The organism is Arthrobacter sp. P1_H7, from assembly GCF_056405215.1.
In genome coordinates this window covers 66,694-87,130 of sequence record NZ_JBFUCO010000001.1, presented here as the reverse complement: position 1 = coordinate 87,130, position 20,437 = coordinate 66,694, and the positions used below count along the sequence as shown (strand labels likewise).

Below are 20,437 nucleotides of genomic sequence, written 5' to 3'. Positions count from 1 at the left end.
AGGGCTGTTTACGCTTTCGTACGGTTCTTGGCGGCAGAGTTCTTGGCGGGGTTCTTGCTTGCGGGAGGCTTGGCGGGGTTCTTGCCTGCGGGGGCCTTGGGACGGGCTGCGGGGTTCTTGCCTGCGGGGGCCTTGGGACGGGCTGCGGTGCGGGCGGCGGATCGGCTGGAGGCGGTGCTGGCAGCGGACCGGCTGGCGGCAGTCTTTGCGGCCCGGGCAGCGCGGGCCCTCCGCACGGAATTGGCGAACGCGGCCGGGCCGAACTTGAGCATCTTCTTCGGCTGCATGCCGGGTTCCATCTGGGCCCGGGCCAGGGACAGGACGACGCCGATGGCACACAGCGACATCAGCAGGGCGGAGCCGCCGTAGGAAATGAAGGGCAACGGGACACCGATCACGGGTGCGAGCCCGGTGACCACGGCCATGTTGACGCTGGCCTGGCCCAGCAGCCAGACCATGATCGTGCCGGCCAGGACGCGGTGGAAGACATCGTGCTGGGCGACGACCACCCGGTAGATGGCGGTGCCGAGGATGGCGAACAGGACCAGGACGACGAGCGTGCCGACCAGTCCGAGTTCCTCGCCGATGATCGCGAAAATGAAGTCGTTGTGCGCTTCCGGAATCCAGCTGTACTTCTGCCGGCTCTGGCCCAGCCCGACGCCGAACCAGCCGCCTGACGCGAGCCCGTACAGACCGTTGGTGGACTGGTAGTTCAGGTCGGAGCCGTCGGCGCAGGTCTGGCCCGTCCATGACAGGATGCGGCACATCCGGTTCGGGCTCGTGACGGCGAGGATCGTCGCGCCAAGGGCCAGGACCGCCCCGGCGAAGCCGAAAAGGTAAAGCCGCACGCCGGCGAAGAACAGCGCGGCGGCCACGATGATCATCACGATCATGGCCGTCCCGAGGTCGTTTCCGGCCAGGATGAGGCCCAGGACCGCAATGGCGCCCGGGAGCACGACCGGAATGAGCGCGTGGCGCCATTCGTGGAGGAGCTTGGCTTTGCGGTCAAGCACCGTGGCCATCCAGAGCGCAAGGGCAAGCTTGGCGGCTTCGGAGGGCTGGAAGGTGAACGGTCCGACGTCGATCCAGTTCTGGTTGCCCAGGGCGCTGCGTCCCACGAGAAGGACCAGGCCCAGCAGGGCGATGGCCAGGAATATGAGTGGCCAGGCGAAGCGCCTGAGCCAGACGACGTTCACGCGTGAGAGGACAAACATCGCGAAGACGCCAATCGCGGCGAATCCGCCCTGTTTGAGGGCGGCGGAGTACGGAGACTCCCCCGCGGCGATCGCTTCCACGCTGGAGGCTGAGAGGACCATCATGATGCCGATCGCCGTCAGGGCCAGGGTGGAGCCAAGGATCAGGTAGTACGTGGATCCGTTGCGGGACTTGCCGGTGCCTTCCAGTGCGGACCAGAATCCGCGGTTCCAGGCACGCACCCGGGCCGCGGGCGTGACGGCGGCCCTGCCGGCCGTTGACGGGGCCGCCGAAGGCGTCTTAGTGCCGCTGGTGGCCCCGCCGGCGGCGGGTCGTGCCGCCGTCGTACGTGTGGGCGTGCTGACCATTGTTACTCCTCGCTGGTCTGAGCCTGCCCTTCCACGAGCTCGCGGACAGCTTCGATGAAGGCATCGCCACGGTGAGCATAGGAAGAGAACTGGTCCATGGAAGCAGCCGCCGGGGCCAGCAGCACGGTGTCCCCGGAGGCGGCCAGCTGCGCCGCCGAGGCAACGGCCTCGGCCATCACAGTCTCGCCGAAAATCGGCGAAGGGCCTGCGTCGGCTTTGGCCGTACCGGCAGTCTGCACGTCTTCAGTCTCGCCCTTGCCCTGCCCGATCACGGGGACATCCGGCGCGTGTCGCTTCAGGGCGGCCTGCAGATCGCTGGAGTCCGCGCCGATCAGGACTACGGCCTTGAGCCGGCTGCCCTGTTCCTGGATCAGGGAGTCGTAATTCACGCCCTTGGACAAGCCTCCCGCGATCCACACCACATTCTGGAACGCGGACAACGAGGCGGCGGCGGCATGCGGGTTGGTGGCCTTGGAATCGTTGATCCAGAGCACACCCTCATGCCGGGCCACCAGCTGGATCCGGTGGTCTCCCGGAAGGTAGTTCAGCAGGCCCTGGCGCACAGCCGATGGCTCCACCCCGTAGGCCCTGACCAGGGCGGCGGCTGCCAGCGCGTTGGCCACCATGTGACGCGGAGCCACCGGCCCCAGGTCGGCGATCGAGGCGAGTTCGGCCGCGCTGTCTTTGCGCTCTGCGATGAACGCCCGGTCCACCAGCAGCCCCTCCACGACGCCGAGCATGCTGATGGCCGGCGTCAGTGTGGTGAAGCCCACGGCCCGGCAGCCTTCCACCACGTCCGCGTCCTCGACCATGCGTTCGGTCTCGATCTGCTCGGCGTTGTAGATGCAGGCCTTCTGCGTGTTCGCGTAGACCTTGGCCTTGTCGGCCAGGTAGGAGGCGTAGGAGCCGTGCCAGTCCACGTGGTCTTCAGCGACGTTGAGGCACACGCTGGCCACCGGTGACACCGAGTGGCTCCAGTGCAGCTGAAAACTGGACAGTTCCACCGCGAAGGCGTCGTAGTCCACGGGGTCGCGCAGAGCGTCCAGGATAGGGGTGCCGACGTTGCCTACGGCGATCGCCTTCAGTCCGGCGGCCTGGAGCATGGACTCGGTCAGGCCCACCGTGGTGGTCTTGCCGTTGGTGCCGGTAATGGCCAGCCAGTCGGCGGTCTTGCGGCCCTCGCGTTCGCGGAGCCGCCAGGCGAGCTCGACGTCGCCCCACACCGGAATGTGCGCCCGCGCCGCTGCGGCGAGCAGGGCCTGGTCCGGGCGCCAGCCCGGGGACGTGACCACGAGGTCCGGCTTCTGCCCGTCGATCTTCGGGACGGACTCCACCGCCTCCTCGCCCAGCAGGACGTCCACCGCGCCGACGATCTTGAGCGTGTCGGCCTGGGCCAGCGCCTTGGCGCTGGTGGCGGCATCCACCACCACCACGCGGGCGCCGAGTTCAATGAGGGTATCGGCGGCGGCGAAGCCGGAGACGCCGATGCCGGTGACCACGACGCGCAGGCCGGACCAGTCGGAATCCCAGGTGGTGAGTACCTGCAGCCGGGGCGAGGTGGTGAGCGGGGCGGGGATGGGGCCGGTCACAGCAGCACCACCCATTCGGCGTAGAAGATGCCCAGTCCGGCGGCGACAAACAACCCGGACAGGATCCAGAACCGGACCACCACCGTGACTTCTGCCCAGCCCTTGAGCTCGAAGTGGTGCTGCAGCGGTGCCATCTTGAAGAACCGTTTGCCCTTGGTGAGTTTGAAGTAGCCCACCTGGATGATGACCGAGAGCGTGATGAGGACGAAGAGCCCGCCGATGAAGGCCAGCAGCAGTTCGGTGCGGGACAGGATGGCGAAGGCGGCGACGGCGCCGCCGATGGCAAGGGAGCCGGTGTCACCCATGAAGATCTTCGCGGGCGAGGTGTTCCACCACAGGAACCCGACCATCGCCGCGCTCAGGATGGCGGCCAGCAGGGCCAGGTCCAGGGGGTCGCGGACCGAGTAGCAGCCGCTGCCGGCCTGCCGCGGGGATCCGCAGGCCTGGTTGCTTTGCCAGATGCCCATGAGCGTGTAGGCCCCGAACACCATGACGGAAGCGCCGGCGGCCAGGCCGTCGAGGCCGTCGGTGAGGTTCACGCCGTTGGTCGCGGCCGTGACGATCAGGTTGGACCACAGCACAAACAAGATGGCGCCGAGCACGGTTCCGGCGAACGCGAGGTTGAGCCACGGAATATCGCGCACCAGCGAGATCTGGGTGGAAGCAGGGGTCAGGCCCGCGGCATTCGGGAAGTTCAGCGCCAGCACGGCAAAGATGATGCCAACGGCGCCCTGGAGGATCAGCTTGGCCTTGGCATCCAGGCCCAGGCTGCGTTGCTTGGAGATCTTGATGAAGTCATCCAGGAACCCGACCAGCCCCATGCCCACCATGAGGAAGAGCAGGAGCAGCCCGGAGGCGCTTGGCCCCGGTGAGTGCGGGTTCATCATCCACATGATCAGGTGCGTGAGCCCATAGCTGACCAGGACCGCCACGACCACAACGGTGCCGCCCATCGTGGGCGTGCCCCGCTTGGTGTGGTGGGAGGTGGGTCCGTCGTCCCGGATGAATTGGCCGTAGCCCTTGCGGACCAGGAAGCGTATGAACAACGGGGTGCCCACAAACGCGAGGAGCAGCGCCATTCCGGCGCCCATCAGCAGTGCAATCACAGCTGTGCACTCCCTTCGTTGGCGGTTGCGGCAGTTCCCTCAGCAGGTCGCTCGGGAGAGTCTTGAGTGGCACGTGGGGGTAATGCTATCCGATCCCCCAAGTGGCGCAGCCCGATGCCGTTCGATGATTTGAACAGGACCAGGTCGCCGGGCTGGAGCTCGGCTTGGAGAAGGTCGTAGGCCTCGTCCGCAGTCTCGGCGAAAACGCATTCGTCGCCCCAGGAGCCCTCGTTGACGGCTGAGACATAAAGCGACCGCGCCTCCCGGCCCACCACGACGAGCCGGGAGATGTTCAGCCGCACCACCTGGGTGCCGACTGCCATGTGCTCGCGGATGGAATCCGGGCCCAGTTCCAGCATGGCGCCCAGGACCGCCCAGGTGCGGCGGCCCTGACCCAGCTCGGCCAGCGTGCGCAGTGCTGCCCGCATGGACTCCGGGTTGGCGTTGTAGGCGTCGTTGATGACGGTCACGCCGTCGGGACGCTCCGTGCGCTCCATCCGCCAGCGGCTGGCGGCGGTCTGGGCGCTGAGCGAGGCCGCGATCTGCGCGCCGGGGATGCCGGCCGCGTGCGCCGCGGCCGCAGCCGCAAGAAGGTTGGCCATGTGATGGGCGCCGATCAGCTTGGCGGCGACGTGGTGCCGGGTTGCTTCCTGCTGTGCCGTGACGTCGGCGGGGAGGTAGAGCTCAAATTCCGGGTGGCCGTCGGCGTTCAGTTCCACATCCGCGGCCCTCACCACATCGGATTGGGCCACATTGGACTGGGCCACGCCGGTCTGGACGCTGTGGTCCTGGCCTGTGCCGGCCGCGCGTGAGGTGTAGCCAAGCACGCGGGCCCGGGTCCGGGCGGCCATCGCGGCGACGCGGGAGTCGTCCAGGTTCAGCACGGCGGTGCCCCCGGCCGGGAGCGCCTCCACGAGTTCGCCCTTGGCGACCGCGATGTTGTCGACACCGCCGAACTCCCCGGCGTGGGCGGAGCCGACGCCGAGGACGACGCCGATCTCCGGCCGGACCATGTCCGCGAGGTATTCGATGTGGCCGATGCCCGTGGCGCCCATCTCGATGACGAGGTAGCGGGTGTCGAAGTCGGCCTTGAAGACTGTGAGCGGCACGCCGATCTCGCCGTTGTAGGACCCTTGCGGCGCAACTGTGGCGCCGTCAGCGCCGGCGGCCGCGAAGATTCCGGCGAGCAGGTCCTTCGTGGTGGTCTTGCCGGCGGAGCCGGTGATGCCGACCACGGTGAACGCGGCGCCGGCCGCGGCGCGGCTGGCCCGGATCCGGCGGACGGCTTCGGCGGCCAGTGCGCCCATGGCGAGGACGGCGTCCTCAACGACGACGGCAGGATAGCCCGTGCCGGCGGGGTCGGCGACTTCGCGCTCCACGAGCGCCAACACGGCGCCCCGGTCAAAGGCGGCGCCGACGAAGTCGTGTCCGTCGGCGTTCTCCCCCGGTTTGGCCACATAGAGGGAACCCGCCGTGGCCTCGCGGGAGTCGGTCACCACGGAGGCGGGGGTAATTCCCGGTTCCGCGGCGAGCCGGCCGTTGGTTATGTCGGCGATTTCCGCCGCTGTAAATGCAATCATCTCGGTTTAGGACTCTATCCGGTGGTCTTCGAGAACGGTGAATCCCCGTGCTGTCAAGGCGTTCCGAAGCTCCACCCGGTCATCCAGTGCCAGGTTGACTCCCTTGACTTCCTGCCACACCTCGTGCCCGCGCCCGGCCACGAGGATGGTGTCCCCGGCTCCGGCGAGCTCTACGGCCTTCAGGATGGCGGCGTCGCGCGGGAAGACCTCCAGGACTGTGCAGTCCAGGCCTTCGTCGTCCTTGGCCGCCAGGGCCCCGGCAAGGACGTCCGCGCGGATGGCCGCCGCGTCCTCGTCGTGGGGATCGTCGTCGCTGACAATCACGGTGTCCGCCAGCCGGGCCGCGATGGCCCCCATGGCGGGGCGTTTGCCCTGGTCCCGCTGTCCGGTGGCGCCGAAAACGATGATCACCTTGGATCCGGGTTCCGGGGACCGGACGGCTTCGAGGGCACGGGCCAGGGCGTCGGGGTTGTGCGCGAAGTCCACCACGGCGGCCGGGGCCGTGGACACGAGCTGCATCCGGCCGGGCACGGCGACGGTGAAGGGGTCGGCGGCGTCGAGGGCGGCCTGCACGGCGGCCGGCTCGTGGCCGCCGGCGAGGACCATCACTGTGGCCAGTGCGGCGTTGGCGACGTTGAAGCCGCCAGGCAGTCCGGTGTGGACGCGCAGCTCGGCGCCGTCGCGGTGCCGGAGGACGAAGTCGGAGCCGAGGCCCCGCGGAACGGTCCGGACGACAGTCCAGTCCGCGGTCCGGTCGGCGGTGCCGTCGGTGTCCGCCGGCCCGTTGCCGTCAGTCCCGGCCGTGGCCAGGGTGGTGACTGGGATTTCGGCGGCGGCCGCGAGCTTCCGGCCCCAGTCATCGTCGATGGTGACCACGGCGGCGCGGGCGCGTTCCGGCGTGAACAGCCGGGCTTTGGTCTGGAAGTATTCCTCCATGGTCCCGTGCAGGTCCAGGTGGTCCTGGGTGAGGTTCGTGAAGCCGGCGACGTCGAACACCACCGCGTCGACGCGGTGGAAGGACACGGCGTGCGAGGAGACTTCCATGGAGGCGGCATCGAGCCCGCGTTCGCGCATGAGCGCCAGCAGGGCATGCACATCCGTGGATTCGGGAGTGGTCAGCAGGCTCGGGATCGGTTCCCCGCCGGCCAGGATCTCAATCGTCCCGATCAGCCCGGTCCGCTTGCCCAGCGCCCGCAGGAGGGCATTGATGAAATAGGTGGTGGTGGTCTTGCCGTTGGTGCCTGTCACCCCGAAGAGGGCCGGTGCCCCGGCTCCGTCGGGCCTGCTCTGGTAGATGAGTGCGGACAGCCGGCCGACCACGCTGCGCGGCTCGTCGGCCAGCAGCACCGGGACGGCGATGTCGTGGCCCAGGGCCAGCAGGCGCGCCCCGGCGTCGTCTGTCAGGACCGCCACGGCGCCGGCGTCGACGGCCTGGGACACGAAGTCGGCCCCGTGCCGTGTGGCGCCCGGCAGGGCCACGTACAGGTCTCCCGGGCGGACCGACCGGGAGTTCAGGGAGATCCCGGTGACCGGGACGGAGCCGGACGCCCCGGGAACGGCGACGCCGATCGCCGCCCCGATGGCTGCCAGCGGCACTGCGGCAACCGCAGTGGGCCGGAAGCCCGGGGTGGAGTCATGGCCGGACGGCGCGGAAGCATCGGGGTCGGTGAGCTCTGACAAGTGGATCTCCGTTGTGGTGCTAGTGGATCGGGCACTGAACTAATCGGGCACTGAATGAATCGGGCACTGAATGAAATCGGGCAATGAACTGATCGGGACCCGGGGGATCGGGCCCTCGCACGCAGACGTGTTCCGGCGCGCAGGCAGTGGGTGTGGCGCCGGCTGGTGACTTCCGGGCGCCGGGTGGAACAGGCGCTACTTGGCGTACTGCGGCAGCCGCGCGGGTTCGCCGGTTGAGGGCTGGACGTTGAATGTGCGCAGCGTCTGGCTCATCACCGAACGGAACACCGGTCCGTTGGTGATTCCGAAGATGCTTCCCTTGGGCCGTTGCAGAACCACCTCAACAATAAACCGCGGATCGTCCATGGGCGCCATTCCGATGATGGAGGCTGTATAGCCGCAGAACCCTGATTTGCCGTCGTCGCAGGGTGATTCGGATGTGCCCGTCTTGGCGCCCACCCGGTACCCGTCGATCGCGGCTTCCTTGATCTCGCCCTCGGTTACGGCGCTCTCAAGGATGTCGCGGACCTGTTTGGCGGTCTCCTTGGAGACGACCTGCTGCGGGGCCTTGGCCGGGACTTTTTCCTCGGCACCGTCGTCCGGATTGATGTAGCTGTCGATCAGGCGCGGCTGGAGCATCACGCCGTCGTTGGCGATGCTCTGGTAGGCCCGGACGGTCTGGAGGGTGGTTTGGGCGACGCCCTGGCCGAAGAGCACGGTGTATTGCTGGCGTCCGTCCCACTGGTCGGCCGGGGTCAGGATGCCCTTGGATTCGGCCGGCAGACCGACGTCGGGGGCCTCGCCGATGCCGAACTTCCGCAGCCAGTCATAGCGCTGGTCCTTGCTCAGGCGCTGGCCCACCATGACTGTGCCGGTGTTCATGGAGTAGCCGACAATCCCCGCCAGCGTCCGTTGCTCAGTGCCGTGTTCGAACGCGTCGCTGAAGGTCTGTCCGTCCACGGTGTAGGTCGGTGGAATGGTGAACCTGTCCAGCGGGCTGGACTTCCCTTCCTGGATCGCGGCTGCGGCCGTGATCATCTTCTCCACCGAGCCGGGCTCGTAGGCGGCGGTGACGGCCCGGACCCCGCGGTCCTCGGCGGCAACCTTGCCGGGGTCGTTCGGATCCGGGGAGTCGGTATCGGCCATGGCGACGATGTTGCCGGTCTTGGCGTCCAGGACCACAATCACGCCCCACTCGGCGCTGAGCTTGTCCTTCTGGCTTTGGATCGCCTGCTGGGAAAAGTACTGCAGGTCCGAGTTCAGGGTGAGTTTGATGTCCTTGCCGTTCACCGCCGGCGTCAATTGGTCCACGCCCACGGGGATGCGCAGTCCGTCGGCGCCGATTTCAAACAGGCGCTTACCCGGTGTCCCTTTGAGTATCTCGTCCTGGGTCTGCTCGAGGCCCGCCTGTCCGGTGCTGCCGTCCTTGAGGAATCCGACAATTCCGCCGGCCACGGCGCCGTTGGGATAGACCCGCTTGCTGGTGCCTTCCGTGCTGACTCCGGGAATCTGCAGCTTGGACACCTTGTCCTCCATGTCCGGCTTCAGGTCCTTGGCCACGATGTAGTAGCGCTGGGTTCCGGTCAGGGCATCGCGCAGCGTGCCGCGGTCCATGCCGAGCACGGCGGCGAGTTCGGAGATCCCTTGGTCCCGGGTGACCTTGACGAGCTCGTCCTTGCCGTTGATGGTCTCGAACCGGCGGAAGGACTCGGTCTTGGTGTTGACGGTCTGGTCCACCACGACGTTGTAGCGGATGACGCTGCTGGCCAGGACCGTGCCGGAGGAATCGAGGATGCTGCCGCGCTCCGCGGGCAGCACGGTCGGCGTGAGCCGGTTGTTGAGGGCGGCCTCAGCCATGCCTCCGATGTCCAGGCCCTGGACCATGAACAGCTTGCCACCGACCACCAGCAGGAGCGCCAGCATGATGCCGAGCCCCACGCGGAGCCGCCGGGTGGCGTTTGGGGCTTTCGCCTTGCTTGCCCTGCCGGAGTTCTTCGCCACGGTGAGTCCTTGCTGCTTGCCTTGCTGGTGGTCAGTGAACGTTACTGCCCCGGCGTCTTCTGTGCGGGGGCGGGCACCGATCCGCCGTGGAGCTCCACGGCAGGGGCGGCGGGTTTCGGTGCGGGTGCGGGCTTCGCAGCTGCCGGCGCCTTAACCGTGTCCGCAGGTTTGGTGTCGGCCTGTTTGGTGTCCGCCGGCTTGCGCTGGGCGAGAGGCTCGTTCTCCGTGACCGGCGGGACCACCGTGAGCTGCCCGGCGACGGCCGGTGCGGCGATGACGGCGCCCGGGGCATCACCCTTGACCGCCGGTTTGGCCTTGCCGGTGACGCTGAGGGTCGAGAGATCGATCTGGCCCTTGGCGACGGAAGCCACCATGCCCAGTTCCGTTGCCTTGGCCGCGAGGTTCTGCGGGGCGTCGAAGTTCTGGACCTGCTGGGTGAGGTCCTGGTTCTGCTTGGTCAGGGTGGTCTGCTCACTGCGGAGCTGGACCAGCTGGTACTGGGCAGAGGAGACGGAGATGTTCAGGACCAGCACGGCCATGAGGGCAATCGCCAGGAGCCCGAAGCAGAGGACCACGAATGGTGCGCGGCGCTTGCGCGGCACGGAGCGGACCACCGAAAGCGGGGTGCGTGCCTTGCGGGGCTGGTCAAGGCCGGGGCGGAGGCCGGGCAGGGCACGGGCAGTGGCGCCCTGGGCAACGGGGTAGCTGTTGACGGCTGCGGTGCTCATGCGGCTCTCCTGGCTTTGATGCGTTCGACGGCGCGCAGCCGGGCGGAAGCTGCGCGGGGGTTTTCGGCGATTTCAGCGGCGGTGGGTACCTCGGTGCCCTTCGTCAGGGTCTTGAGTTCGGCTTTGTGCTCTTCGAGCTCGACCGGGAAGCCGAGCGGTGCGGAGGACTTCGATCCAGCCTGGAAGAAGCCCTTGACGATCTTGTCTTCCAGGGAGTGGTAGGACATGACCACCACGCGGCCGCCAAGGGCGATGGCCTCGATCGCTGCCGGGATGGCGCGCTCGAGGACGTCCAGTTCCTCGTTGACCTCGATCCGGAGCGCCTGGAAGGTGCGTTTCGCGGGGTGGCCGCCGGATTTGGCGGCACCGGCTGGTACCACGGCCCGGATCTGGTCGACCAGTTCGCCGGTGGTGGTGAAGGGCTTTTCGGCGCGCGCAGCCACGATCCTGTTCGCGATGCGGCCGGCGAACTTCTCTTCGCCCCATTTCCGGATGATCCGGACGAGTTCTTCTTCGCTGTAGTTATTGACGACGTCGGCGGCCGTCTGCCCGCGGCTGGTGTCCATCCGCATGTCCAGGGGCGCGTCGAAGGAGTAGGCGAAGCCACGCTCCCGCTCGTCCAGCTGGAGCGATGAGACGCCAAGGTCCATGAGCACACCGTGGACTTCGGTGAAGCCCAGGTCCTCGAGGACGTCCGGGATTTCGTCGTAGACGGCGTGCACGAGGTCGGTCCGGTTCTCGAAGGGCGCCAGCCGGGCCCCCGCCAGCGCCAGGGCTTCCTCGTCGCGGTCGATGCCGATCAGGTGAAGGTCCGGGAAGCGCTGCAGGAGTGCCTCGGAGTGCCCGCCCATGCCGAGCGTCGCGTCGATCACCACGGGGGTCTCGCCGCGGCTCCGGGCGGCCTCGATGCCGGGGGCCAACAAATTGATGCACCGGTCCTTGAGGACCGGTACATGGCGTTCGGACGTCGGCTTCGCCTGGTCGGGATCCGTCATGCCTTCGTCCTTTCGTTGGCCTTGTTAGTTCTGCGCTTTGCTGGCTGCGCGTTGCTTGGTACTGCTCTTACGCAACGTTCCTTGGTCCAGATCCCCATCCGCGCCTATCCTGCGCCGGCCTGGCTCCGGGGAAGTGAGCCAGGACAACAACCGGATGGGCGGCTGGAGATCTCGATCAAGGAACGTTGTTTGCTGGTGGATCAGTGGGGGTTCAGAGAATCCCCGGGATGGCGTCGTCTGTTTCCGAGAAGGCGGTTTCCTTTTCGGCCAGGTACTCATTCCAGGCCTGGGCGTCCCAGATCTCCGCGCGGGATCCTGCGCCAATGACGGCGAGTTCCCGGCCAAGACCTGCATACTCCCGGAGCGCCGGCGGAATCGTCACGCGCCCCTGCTTGTCAGGTACCTCGTCCGAGGCTCCAGAGAGGAAAACACGGATGTAGTCACGTGCCTGCTTGGAGGAAATTGGAGCCTCCCGCATCTGCTCGTGAACCCGGCCGAATTCCGCCTCACTGAAGACGTAGATGCAACGCTCCTGGCCTCTTGTGAGAACCAGCCCGCCGGCAAGTTCCTCTCGGAACTTCGCGGGGAGGATAATTCGACCTTTTTCATCCAGACGCGGCGAATGTGTGCCGAGAAACACGGCCCACCGCCTGTCTGTTTTAGGAAGTCCAACGTCCCCTGTGCTGCCACTACCCTCTTACGCCCTCCACATTACTCCACATCGCTCCACAGTCAACGACACGCCCGGGATGTCTAGACAAATCTGCGGATGTTTATTCCCTTTCTTCCCAGCATTTGCAGGGAATCGAGACTGGTGGGGGAAAGTGGAGCGAATTTGCCTGCTTGCCTCACGCCGCGCACCGATTGAGGGCGCACGCCGGCGCCGGAGCGAAATAGTTCGGCGCCGTCGTCCTTTTTGCGGCCCCACCGCAGCCAAATCCCAGCAAGGCTGCAGCAAACGCGTGGCAAATTGCCGCGTTAAATGGCGAAAGACCCGCCGAAGCGGGTCTCGCGCCGCTCCCCGGCGGACCGGTGGCGGGATGTGGAGGACTTTAGGGGGCCATCACAGGGCGGCTCAGGACTCGCCGCCGTGCCGTTCGTCCCAGCGCTGCTCAAGGTTGCTCATGAACGAACTCCTGGGCTTGCCCTGCTTGCGGCCGCCCGTTGCCCGGGCCTTGCCGACCGCAGAACTGCGCATAGTGGCGAAATAGACTCCGGCGCCCATCACCACAAAGCCGAGGACCCCGACAAAGATGTTTTGCATCGACACCCCGACCAACAACAGCAGCACGCCCGCGAGAGTCGCGAGCACGCCGATGACCAGGTGGCGGGTGGACCATGAGCGCCCGGGGACCGATCCCATCGAGCTTGCAAACTTTGGGTCGTCCTCATGCAGCTGCTTCTCAAGTTGCTCCAGCAACTTCTGTTCGTGTTCCGAGAGCGGCATCACGACCTCCTCAAGTCTGCCAACGTCCGGGCATGACGTGGCCATTGCCCTAATTGCCTAACGCCCGGGATTCCGAAGTGGTTCCCCCGTCACCGCCATTGGTGAAAAGGGTCAATTCAGCTCTCCCGCGCCGGTCTCAGCTGGCTAGGTCGCCCGAACGGTCGATCCAGTAGTCCTAAACCTAGGTATTAATAAGGATAGATTGTCGCGGCCTGTTCTGAAAGACAGTCTTAAGGCCCTTTCGCCGCCGGAACCCTTGGGAACAGGCGGCCCCGCCAAGGGTTTCGGCCGCGCTCACTCGGGGGCACCCCCGGAATCCAGGAGCCGGGCCGGAAGAACGGACTTGTTGCCGAATTTCCGGGCGACAGCATCGAGGGCTTGTTCGGCGGCCCGCCAGTTGTCGTCCCGGCGGTCAAGGCTGAGCTGAAGCGGGGCGTCGGCGGCCTCTTCCAGCTGTTCGGCACGGATGCCGACCAGCCGGACTGTCATGGGCCGCTCCCCCACCGATTCCAGGAGCTGCACCGCCACCGCGTAAAGGAGTTGGGCGCTGTCGATCGGTGTGCTCACGGTGCGGCTGCGGGTAATGGTGGAAAAGTCGGCGTAGCGCAGCTTGAGCGCCACGGTGCGGGCGTGCATGCCGGCGCCGCGGAGGCGCTCCGCTGTCCGGTGCGAAAGGCGCAGCAGCTCCCGGTGAAGCAGTGCGTCATCCGCGGTGTCCGTGGCGAATGTCTCCTCGGCTCCAATACTCTTTTCCAGGCGGACCGGCGTCACGGGCCGCGGATCGATGCCCCAGGAGAGCCGGTAGACGTGCTCCCCCGATGCGCCCAGCAGCTTGCGCAGCGAGGGCAGCGGCGACGCGGCGACGTCCGCCACCGTCCTGATGCCCCGGCGGGCCAGCACCTCCACGGTCTTGCCGCCGACTCCCCAGAGCGCACTGACGGGAAGGCTGTGCAGGTAGGGGACGGTTTCCTCCGGCCTGATGAGCAGCAGCCCGTCCGGTTTGCAGCGGGTGGACGCGATCTTGGCCACAAACTTGCTGGCGGCTATGCCCACCGACGCCGTAATGCCCAGTTCCCGGAACACGCGCGCCCGGATGAGTTCGCCAATCTCCCGCGGCGGACCGAGCCGACGGATGGCTCCCCCGACATCCAGGAACGCCTCGTCCACGCTGAGTGGCTCGACGAGGTCGGTGATGGAACCAAAGATTGCCATGATCTGGCCGGACACCTCGTAGTAAAGCTTGTGGCGGGGCTCGATGATGACAGCCGAGGGGCACATGCGCGCCGCCACCACCATGGGCATCGCTGATCTGACGCCGAATGCGCGGGCTTCATAGGACGCGGAGAGCACCACGGAGCGGTCCGCCGGATAGCCCACAATCACGGGCTTTCCCTTCAGCTCGGGCCGGCTGCGCAGCTCCACGGAGACAAAGAAGGCGTCCATGTCCACATGCATGATGCTGCTGCGCCGCAGTTCCACCAGGGAATCCCCGCCCGGGCTGCCGGGGGGCTGGACCCGGGGCTGCGCATTCGGGCGCCCGTGGGGGTGCATATTCGTCTGCGCTCCCTGCTGATTCTCTGCGTCCGGCCCCACGTCTTCAATCCTATGCCCGGGGACTGACTAAACTGGAGGCTGATTCCGCTTCAACCCCAGGAGGAAAGTCCCTGTGAAGGTATTTGGACAGCGCAAACGTGCCGCAGCCGCCATCGCGGCGGCGGGCGCGCTATTGGCCTTGGCCGCATGCACGCCTGCCGGCACCGGGAGCCCGGCGGCGTCACCGGCCTCGACCCCGGACGCCTCTGCGCAGTCCTCCACCACGGCTCCCCCCAGCCCTTCCGCGGAGCCCGGCACGTCAGCCACAGTGGGTGCCCTGGTGCCCGGTTTCCCGCAGAAACTCCTGCCGCTGATGCCCGGGGCGCAGGTGGTTTCGAGCAGCTTCGACAAAACCACCGTGCCGGCAACCGCGGCACTGGTCGGCAGCACCACCGCCCCCGCTGCCGATGTCCTGGCTTTCTACACCAAGGGGCTCCAGGCGCAGGGCTTCAGAGCCGTACCCGGTGAAACTGTCGGCGCCCTGCCTTCCAAAGATTTCCTGCGGGGGGACAACGAAACCGTGAACATCTCCGTTATGCAGACGACAGGGGTGTCCACGTTCACGATCGGCGCGAACGTCGCTGCCGAGTCCGTCAAGTGAGTCTCGCCGAACAGCTGCGGCTCGAGCAGGCGGATTTCGTGGCCGCCGTCGCCGGCAAGCTCACCGAGTTCCTGACCAGCCGCCAGGCCGTCATGTCCTCGATCTCCCAGGACATCGATCCGCTCATGGGCTCGATCTCGAATCTGGTCACGGGCGGAAAGCGCCTGCGGGCGCTCATGTGCTACTGGGGGTGGCGCGGAGCCGGCGGGGAAGCCGGCGCCGCCGAGGTGGTCACCGCCGGCTCGGCCCTGGAGCTGTTCCAGGCCGCGGCCCTGATCCACGATGACATCATTGACCGCTCGGACACCCGCCGGGGCGGCCCGAGCGTCCACCGCAGGTTCATTGAACTGCACGAGGCGCAGGGCTGGGCGCTGGACAGTGAACGGTTCGGCCACGCGGCAGCGATCCTGACCGGGGATCTCTGCCTGTCCTTCAGCGAGGAATCGTTCACGGAGATCGGACACCGGGCCGCCTCCGGAAGCCCGGCACGGCTGATCTTCAACCTCATGCGCGCGGAAGTGATGGCCGGGCAGTACCTCGACATCCTGGAAGAAGTCGCCGGGCCCAGGCGGGACCGCGCCGGGGCCGTCAGCCGGGCCCAGTCCATCATCCGGTTCAAATCGGCCAAGTATTCCACCGAACACCCGCTCGCCCTCGGCGGCGCCCTGGCCGGCGCCGGCGACGAGCTGCTGCGCGGCTATTCCGCCTTCGCCCTGCCGCTCGGCGAGGCGTTCCAGCTGCGGGACGATGTCCTTGGCGTCTTCGGTGACCCTGTCACCACCGGCAAACCTGCCGGGGACGATCTCCGTGAGGGCAAGCGCACAGTCCTGGTCGCCTTCGCCCTGGACCAGGCCACGCCGGCCGAATCAGAGTTCATCGACGCCAAGCTGGGCAGCCCCGATCTCAACGACGCGGACATCGAGGAGATCCGGCGGATCATCGTGGACTGCGGTGCACTCCAGGCCACGGAAGTACTCATCGAGGAGTTCGGCAAGGCCGCCTTCGCCGCCCTGGATCTCCTGCCACTGGAGGAGCTGCCCAAGACCGCGCTCCGCAGGTTGGCAGAGGCCACGGTCAGCCGCGCCGCCTGACCCGGCCCCCAAGGCAAAAGCCGCCGGCGGAAACGCGGCGGGCCGTGCACGGCGCTTGCGCTGTGCACGGCCCGTAATGGCACGTCCGGGGATGCTGCCGGCGCAGTGTTGCTGCCGGCGTGCTCTTACCAGGCCAGTGACTGGGCCCTGCGGCGGATTTCGGTCTTGCGCCCTTCCCGCAGGGCGTCAATGGGCCGGCCGCGGAGGGAGTCGTCCGGCGTAAAGAGCCAGTTGATCAGTTCCTCATCCGAGTACCCGGCGTCGGAGAGGACAACAATGGTGCCTTTCAGGCTCTCCACGGCATGCCCGTCCTGGATGAATGCCGCAGGCACGGACCGAATGCGCCGGTCACCGATTCTCACGGCCGCCAGCGCACGCTCGTCCAGCAATGCATGGACCTTGGTGATAGATACGTTCAGAAGCTGTGCGACATCGGGCAGGGGCAGCCATTCGCCCACGAGGCTTTCTACATTACTCACGCATAAAGATTGCCACGCCCGGTGCCCCGCCGCCTAGTCGGCATCCGCAGAAATGACGCCGCGGCCATGGCCCGTCCCGCCGCGCCGGAATGCCGCCCGGCAACACCGGAGGACTCCGCAGGAACGACTTTCGGGCGACACTCCACCGGAAACGGGATTGCGGAATGTCAAACGGTTCTTGTGCTAATTGCCAATTCATGAGACATTCACATAGATCACATTTGTAACAGAAATAACTTTTGTCACACTGGTAACACCAGTTCTACCGGCCTGACCGCAGCGTTGCCGCTGAGAAGAGGATCTTTCCAATGACAACCTCACGTTCGCCACAGCTCCGTCCGGGGCGCAGCCTGCCGCTTATTGCGGCGACGACGGCGGCGCTTCCCGCCGTCGTGCTTTCCTCCCTGGCGATCGCCCAGCCGGCCGCAGCCGAACCGCGTGTGCGTTCGGTCCCGGCAACCCTCGCGGCCGCCATGCGCGCCCAGGCAAAGGCTGACGCGGCGACATCCCTGAAGGCGGCAGTGATCCCGGCCGCCTCCGTCCCGGTGACGCTTCCGACCGCCCTGCGGCCCGCGCAGCCGGCGGCTCCGGCCGTCTACACGATCGCCCGCGGCGACACCATCAGTGCCATTGCCGGCCGCTACGGCCTGGACACCTTCGCCGTGCTCAAGCTGAACAACCTGCAGGCGAACACCATCATCTACCCGGGGCAGCAGATCAAACTCACGGGCTCGACGCCGGCCCCGGCGGCGCCCAAACCGTCCGCACCGGCGAAAACCGCCCCTGCGACGTCTGCTGTGACGTCCGCCTCGGGCGGGGGCCGCGTGTACGTCGTCAAGCCCGGCGACACCCTGAGCGCCATCGCCACCCGCCACGGCGTTGGGCTTTCGGAGATCTTCAAGTGGAACGGGCTCGGCATGAGCTCGGTGATCTATCCCGGCCAGAAGGTCAAGGTCGGCGGCGGTTCCAGCACGCCGGCTCCCGCCGCACCCAAGCCGTCGGCGCCCGCGCCGGCCAGCTCCGGCTCCTACACCATCAAGGCCGGCGACACCCTCTCCGGCATCGCGGCCCGCAACGGTGTCAGGCTCTCGGACGTCCTCTCGGCCAACCGGCTGACGATGTCGAGCATCATCTACCCGGGCCAGAAGCTCGTCATCCCCGGCGCGTCGACCATCGCACCGGCCTCGAGCACGCCTGCCACCACCACGCCCCTCGTGCCCAGCACGTTCCTCGGGTTCAGCTACCCGGCCGCCGTGGTGAGCTCGGCCAACCAGAACAAGGCGCTGCTCAACGCCTCTCCGGTGCCCAGCCGCCAGCAGATGAAGTCGATCGTGGCGGACACGGCCCGGCGCATGGGCGTGGACGCCAGCCTCGCACTGGCCTTTGCCTTCCAGGAATCCGGCTTCGACCAGCGTGCAGTGTCACCGGCCAATGCGATCGGCACCATGCAGGTCATCCCGTCCTCCGGCGAATGGGCCTCCGATCTGGTGGGCCGCAAGCTGAACCTGCTGGATCCGTACGACAACGCCACGGCAGGCATCGCGATCATCCGCCAGTTGGTCCGCACGAGCCCGGATGTGGACACTGCGATCGCCGGCTATTACCAGGGCCAGTACTCAGTGAGCCAGAACGGCATGTTCGAGGACACCAAGGGCTACGTCGCCGCCATCAAGGCCAACCGGCAGCTGTTCCGCTAAATTGTTCGGCTGAATACAGACTCCAGCACAGGCTCCCTTACGGCGGAGCGTGACGCTACGGGCCCGGATCGCATGTTGATTCGGGCCCGTTTCTGTCCAGCGACTACGATTGTAAGGTGCAGGAATACGTGTCGGATGCTCTCGTAGGGAACCTGGTGGACAACCGCTACCAGGTTCAATCCAGGCTTGCCCGCGGCGGGATGTCCACCGTGTACCTCGCCACGGACCAGCGCCTTGAGCGTGATGTCGCGCTGAAGGTGCTCCATCCCCATCTGGCCGACGACCCGCAGTTCCTCGACCGGCTCGGCCGCGAGGCCAAGGCTGCCGCCCGGCTCTCCCACCCCCACGTCGTGGGCGTCCTGGACCAGGGCGAGGACGGCCGGCTCGCCTATTTGGTCATGGAGTTCATCAAGGGCCACACGTTGCGGGACGTCCTCAATGACAAGGGCGCCCTGTCACCGCGGTTGGCCCTGGCGCTGATCGATCCGGTCGTCGAGGGCCTCGGCGCCGCGCACGCCGCCGGCATGATCCACCGGGACATCAAGCCCGAAAACGTCCTGATCGCCGACGACGGGCGGATCAAGCTCGGCGACTTCGGCCTGGCACGCGCTATCTCGACGTCCACAAGCACCGGCGCCCTGATCGGGACTGTCGCCTATCTCTCCCCCGAACTAGTCTTGGGGAAGCAGGCAGATGCCCGCAGCGACATCTATTCGGTCGGGATCATGCTCTACGAAATGATCACGGGCAGGCAGCCGTTCGAAGGCGACGTGCCCATCCAGGTCGCCTACCAGCACGTCAATTCCACTGTGGGGGCGCCGTCGCTGGTGGTGCCCGGCCTGGCTGCGGAGATCGACGAACTCGTCCAGTGGTGCACCGACCGGGACCCGGACAAGCGCCCCGTCGACGGCAGCGCCCTGTTGTCCGAACTCCGCCACATCAGGACCAACCTCAGCGACGCCGAACTCGACCTCCAGCCGCCGGCGGCTGTCCGCAGCGCCCTTCCGGCCGTGGCAGCACCGCCAAACCGGCCGCCCGGCGGTGCCCGCCCGGCGTCGGACGGGCGCGACGCACAGGACACCGCCCACGTGCTGCCCCCCACCGGTATGCCTACGGAACTGCAGACTGAGGTGTACGGCAGCCTCGCCCGGCCCACCGAGATGATCTCCCGCACCAGCGGCAACCCGACCACCGTCATGTCCGGCGCCCCGCGGCGTCCGGCCTACGGGCCGCTGTCCACCCCGGACGAGGCGGCCTACGACGGCGCCGCCGGGTACGACGATCCAGCAGAAGGTGCGGTTGCCCCCAGCAAACGCGCCCAGCGCAAGCTGGACCGGGACGAGGAGAAGGCTCGCCAGCGCGCCGCGGCCACGCCCACCAGGACCCTGCACGAGGGCAACCCCCGGCGCCGCGGCTTGCTGTGGATCGTCCTGCTCGTCGTCGCGGCGCTGCTCGCCGCCGTCGCCGGCTGGTTCTTCGGTATGGGTCCGGGCTCACCTGGAACCATTCCCCCGGTGGCGAACAAGACGGTTGCCGAGGCCCAGGACCTGCTCCGCACCGCCGGCTTCCAATCCACCGTGAAGGATGTTTTCGACGACGACATCTCACCCGGCCTCGTGGTCGGCTCGGAGCCGACCGCCGGCGAGGTCATCCGCAAGTTCCAGCCCGTGGCCCTGGCCGTGTCCAAGGGCCCGGAACTGTTCCCGCTGCCGGAACTGACCGGCAAGTCCCTGGACGAGGCCAAGACCACGCTCAACGGCGCCCAGATGGCTTTGGGCCCGATTACCGAGACCTTCGACGAGAAGGCGCCGGCCGGGACTGTCCTTGCCCAGGCTCCGCGCAGCGGCAACCCGGTCAGGCACGGGACGCCCGTGGGCCTCACCGTCTCGAAGGGCCCGCAGCCCATCCCGGTCCCGGATGTCCGCGGGCAGGCGCAGGACGCAGCCGTGAGTGCCCTGGAAGCCGCCGGCCTGAAGGCCGTGGTCGCACCCGAGCCGGTCAACGACCGGAACGTCCCGAAGGGCGCGGTGCTGGCGCAGGACCCGGCCTCAGGCAACCTGACCAAGGGCGGAACCGTCACCCTGACCATCTCCAGGGGCCCGAAGCTCGTCGAGGTGCCCAATTTCATCGGCAAACAGGTTAAGGAAGCCCGGGCGGCACTCGAAGAACTTGGCTTCGTGGTTAAGGTCGATGAGTATTTGGGCGGATTCTTTGGAACAGTCCGCGTCCAGGATCCGGTGGATACGGCCGTCCCGGAAGGCTCGACTATCACCCTGACCGTGGTCTGA

The 20,437-nt window shown here is 67.3% G+C and carries 16 protein-coding genes; 4 read left to right on the top strand and 12 right to left on the bottom strand.

The genetic code is table 11. From position 1 onward, the window contains the following. Positions 1-8 precede the first annotated feature (8 nt). The 11 genes from ftsW to dinB all read right to left on the bottom strand — a co-directional run bounded on the left by ftsW (position 9) and on the right by dinB (position 14,239). Positions 9-1,562 (bottom strand): putative lipid II flippase FtsW, encoded by a 1,554-nt coding sequence (gene ftsW / locus AC1DXI_RS00395; protein ID WP_476936989.1) that lies wholly within the window; start codon positions 1,560-1,562, stop codon positions 9-11. 2 nt (positions 1,563-1,564) lie between these two features. Further along, positions 1,565-3,166 (bottom strand): UDP-N-acetylmuramoyl-L-alanine--D-glutamate ligase, encoded by a 1,602-nt coding sequence (gene murD, locus AC1DXI_RS00390; protein WP_476936988.1) that lies wholly within the window; start codon positions 3,164-3,166, stop codon positions 1,565-1,567. Continuing rightward, complete coding sequence (gene mraY, locus AC1DXI_RS00385; RefSeq protein ID WP_018772343.1) at positions 3,148-4,257, bottom strand: phospho-N-acetylmuramoyl-pentapeptide-transferase; 1,110 nt, start codon at positions 4,255-4,257, stop codon at positions 3,148-3,150. The genes murD and mraY overlap by 19 nt, the downstream gene beginning before the upstream one ends. Beyond that, the gene (locus tag AC1DXI_RS00380) at positions 4,254-5,837 is read right to left on the bottom strand and encodes a UDP-N-acetylmuramoyl-tripeptide--D-alanyl-D-alanine ligase (protein WP_476936987.1); all 1,584 of its coding nucleotides are present in this window, start codon (positions 5,835-5,837) and stop codon (positions 4,254-4,256) included. The genes mraY and AC1DXI_RS00380 overlap by 4 nt, the downstream gene beginning before the upstream one ends. A 6-nt stretch (positions 5,838-5,843) precedes the next feature. Continuing rightward, positions 5,844-7,517 (bottom strand): UDP-N-acetylmuramoyl-L-alanyl-D-glutamate--2,6-diaminopimelate ligase, encoded by a 1,674-nt coding sequence (locus AC1DXI_RS00375; protein WP_476936986.1) that lies wholly within the window; start codon positions 7,515-7,517, stop codon positions 5,844-5,846. A 195-nt stretch (positions 7,518-7,712) separates the two neighbouring features. Continuing rightward, complete coding sequence (locus AC1DXI_RS00370) at positions 7,713-9,518, bottom strand: peptidoglycan D,D-transpeptidase FtsI family protein (RefSeq protein WP_476936985.1); 1,806 nt, start codon at positions 9,516-9,518, stop codon at positions 7,713-7,715. A gap of 41 nt (positions 9,519-9,559) precedes the next feature. Continuing rightward, on the bottom strand, positions 9,560-10,246 hold the full coding sequence (gene ftsL / locus AC1DXI_RS00365) for a cell division protein FtsL (RefSeq protein WP_476936984.1): 687 nt from the start codon (positions 10,244-10,246) through the stop codon (positions 9,560-9,562). Beyond that, the gene (rsmH, locus tag AC1DXI_RS00360) at positions 10,243-11,241 is read right to left on the bottom strand and encodes a 16S rRNA (cytosine(1402)-N(4))-methyltransferase RsmH (protein ID WP_018772338.1); all 999 of its coding nucleotides are present in this window, start codon (positions 11,239-11,241) and stop codon (positions 10,243-10,245) included. Before rsmH ends, ftsL begins: the two co-directional genes overlap by 4 nt. 211 nt (positions 11,242-11,452) lie before the next feature. Continuing rightward, the gene (gene mraZ, locus AC1DXI_RS00355) at positions 11,453-11,881 is read right to left on the bottom strand and encodes a division/cell wall cluster transcriptional repressor MraZ (protein WP_026266240.1); all 429 of its coding nucleotides are present in this window, start codon (positions 11,879-11,881) and stop codon (positions 11,453-11,455) included. A gap of 435 nt (positions 11,882-12,316) precedes the next feature. Next, positions 12,317-12,688 carry a DUF3040 domain-containing protein gene (locus tag AC1DXI_RS00350; RefSeq protein ID WP_026266239.1) on the bottom strand — a complete coding sequence of 124 codons (372 nt, stop codon included), beginning with the start codon at positions 12,686-12,688 and terminating at the stop codon, positions 12,317-12,319. Between the two features lie 294 nt (positions 12,689-12,982). Further along, entirely contained in the window at positions 12,983-14,239 is a 1,257-nt protein-coding gene (gene dinB, locus AC1DXI_RS00345; RefSeq protein ID WP_476936983.1) for a DNA polymerase IV, read from the bottom strand. Positions 14,240-14,354: 115 nt separating this feature from the next. Between dinB and AC1DXI_RS00340 the strand changes: the two genes are divergently transcribed. Both AC1DXI_RS00340 and AC1DXI_RS00335 read left to right on the top strand, forming a co-directional pair. Beyond that, positions 14,355-14,882 carry a hypothetical protein gene (locus AC1DXI_RS00340; protein WP_476936982.1) on the top strand — a complete coding sequence of 176 codons (528 nt, stop codon included), beginning with the start codon at positions 14,355-14,357 and terminating at the stop codon, positions 14,880-14,882. Further along, positions 14,879-15,973, top strand: coding sequence for a polyprenyl synthetase family protein (locus AC1DXI_RS00335; RefSeq protein ID WP_476936981.1), 1,095 nt, complete (start codon positions 14,879-14,881; stop codon positions 15,971-15,973). The genes AC1DXI_RS00340 and AC1DXI_RS00335 overlap by 4 nt, the downstream gene beginning before the upstream one ends. Positions 15,974-16,098: 125 nt before the next feature. On the opposite strand, the gene AC1DXI_RS00330 is transcribed toward AC1DXI_RS00335, so the two are convergent. Then, on the bottom strand, positions 16,099-16,452 hold the full coding sequence (locus AC1DXI_RS00330) for an Rv2175c family DNA-binding protein (RefSeq protein WP_026266238.1): 354 nt from the start codon (positions 16,450-16,452) through the stop codon (positions 16,099-16,101). A 308-nt stretch (positions 16,453-16,760) separates the two neighbouring features. Between AC1DXI_RS00330 and AC1DXI_RS00325 the strand changes: the two genes are divergently transcribed. After that, positions 16,761-18,149: a lytic transglycosylase gene (locus tag AC1DXI_RS00325; RefSeq protein WP_476936980.1), complete on the top strand. Its 1,389-nt coding sequence runs from the start codon at positions 16,761-16,763 to the stop codon at positions 18,147-18,149. 116 nt (positions 18,150-18,265) lie between these two features. Next, a complete protein-coding gene (locus tag AC1DXI_RS00320; protein ID WP_476936979.1) occupies positions 18,266-20,437 on the top strand; it encodes a Stk1 family PASTA domain-containing Ser/Thr kinase in 2,172 nt (723 codons plus the stop codon).

What these genes read in the sequence shown, in the direction of transcription:
- AC1DXI_RS00380 (WP_476936987.1), bottom strand. Translation starts at nt 5,837, where the DNA reads ATGATTGCATTTACAGCGGCGGAAATCGCCGACATAACCAACGGCCGG.
- ftsW (WP_476936989.1), bottom strand. Translation starts at nt 1,562, where the DNA reads ATGGTCAGCACGCCCACACGTACGACGGCGGCACGACCCGCCGCCGGC.
- dinB (WP_476936983.1), bottom strand. Translation starts at nt 14,239, where the DNA reads ATGCACCCCCACGGGCGCCCGAATGCGCAGCCCCGGGTCCAGCCCCCC.
- murD (WP_476936988.1), bottom strand. Translation starts at nt 3,166, where the DNA reads ATGGGTGGTGCTGCTGTGACCGGCCCCATCCCCGCCCCGCTCACCACC.
- ftsL (WP_476936984.1), bottom strand. Translation starts at nt 10,246, where the DNA reads ATGAGCACCGCAGCCGTCAACAGCTACCCCGTTGCCCAGGGCGCCACT.
- AC1DXI_RS00325 (WP_476936980.1), top strand. Translation starts at nt 16,761, where the DNA reads ATGACAACCTCACGTTCGCCACAGCTCCGTCCGGGGCGCAGCCTGCCG.
- AC1DXI_RS00350 (WP_026266239.1), bottom strand. Translation starts at nt 12,688, where the DNA reads ATGCCGCTCTCGGAACACGAACAGAAGTTGCTGGAGCAACTTGAGAAG.
- rsmH (WP_018772338.1), bottom strand. Translation starts at nt 11,241, where the DNA reads ATGACGGATCCCGACCAGGCGAAGCCGACGTCCGAACGCCATGTACCG.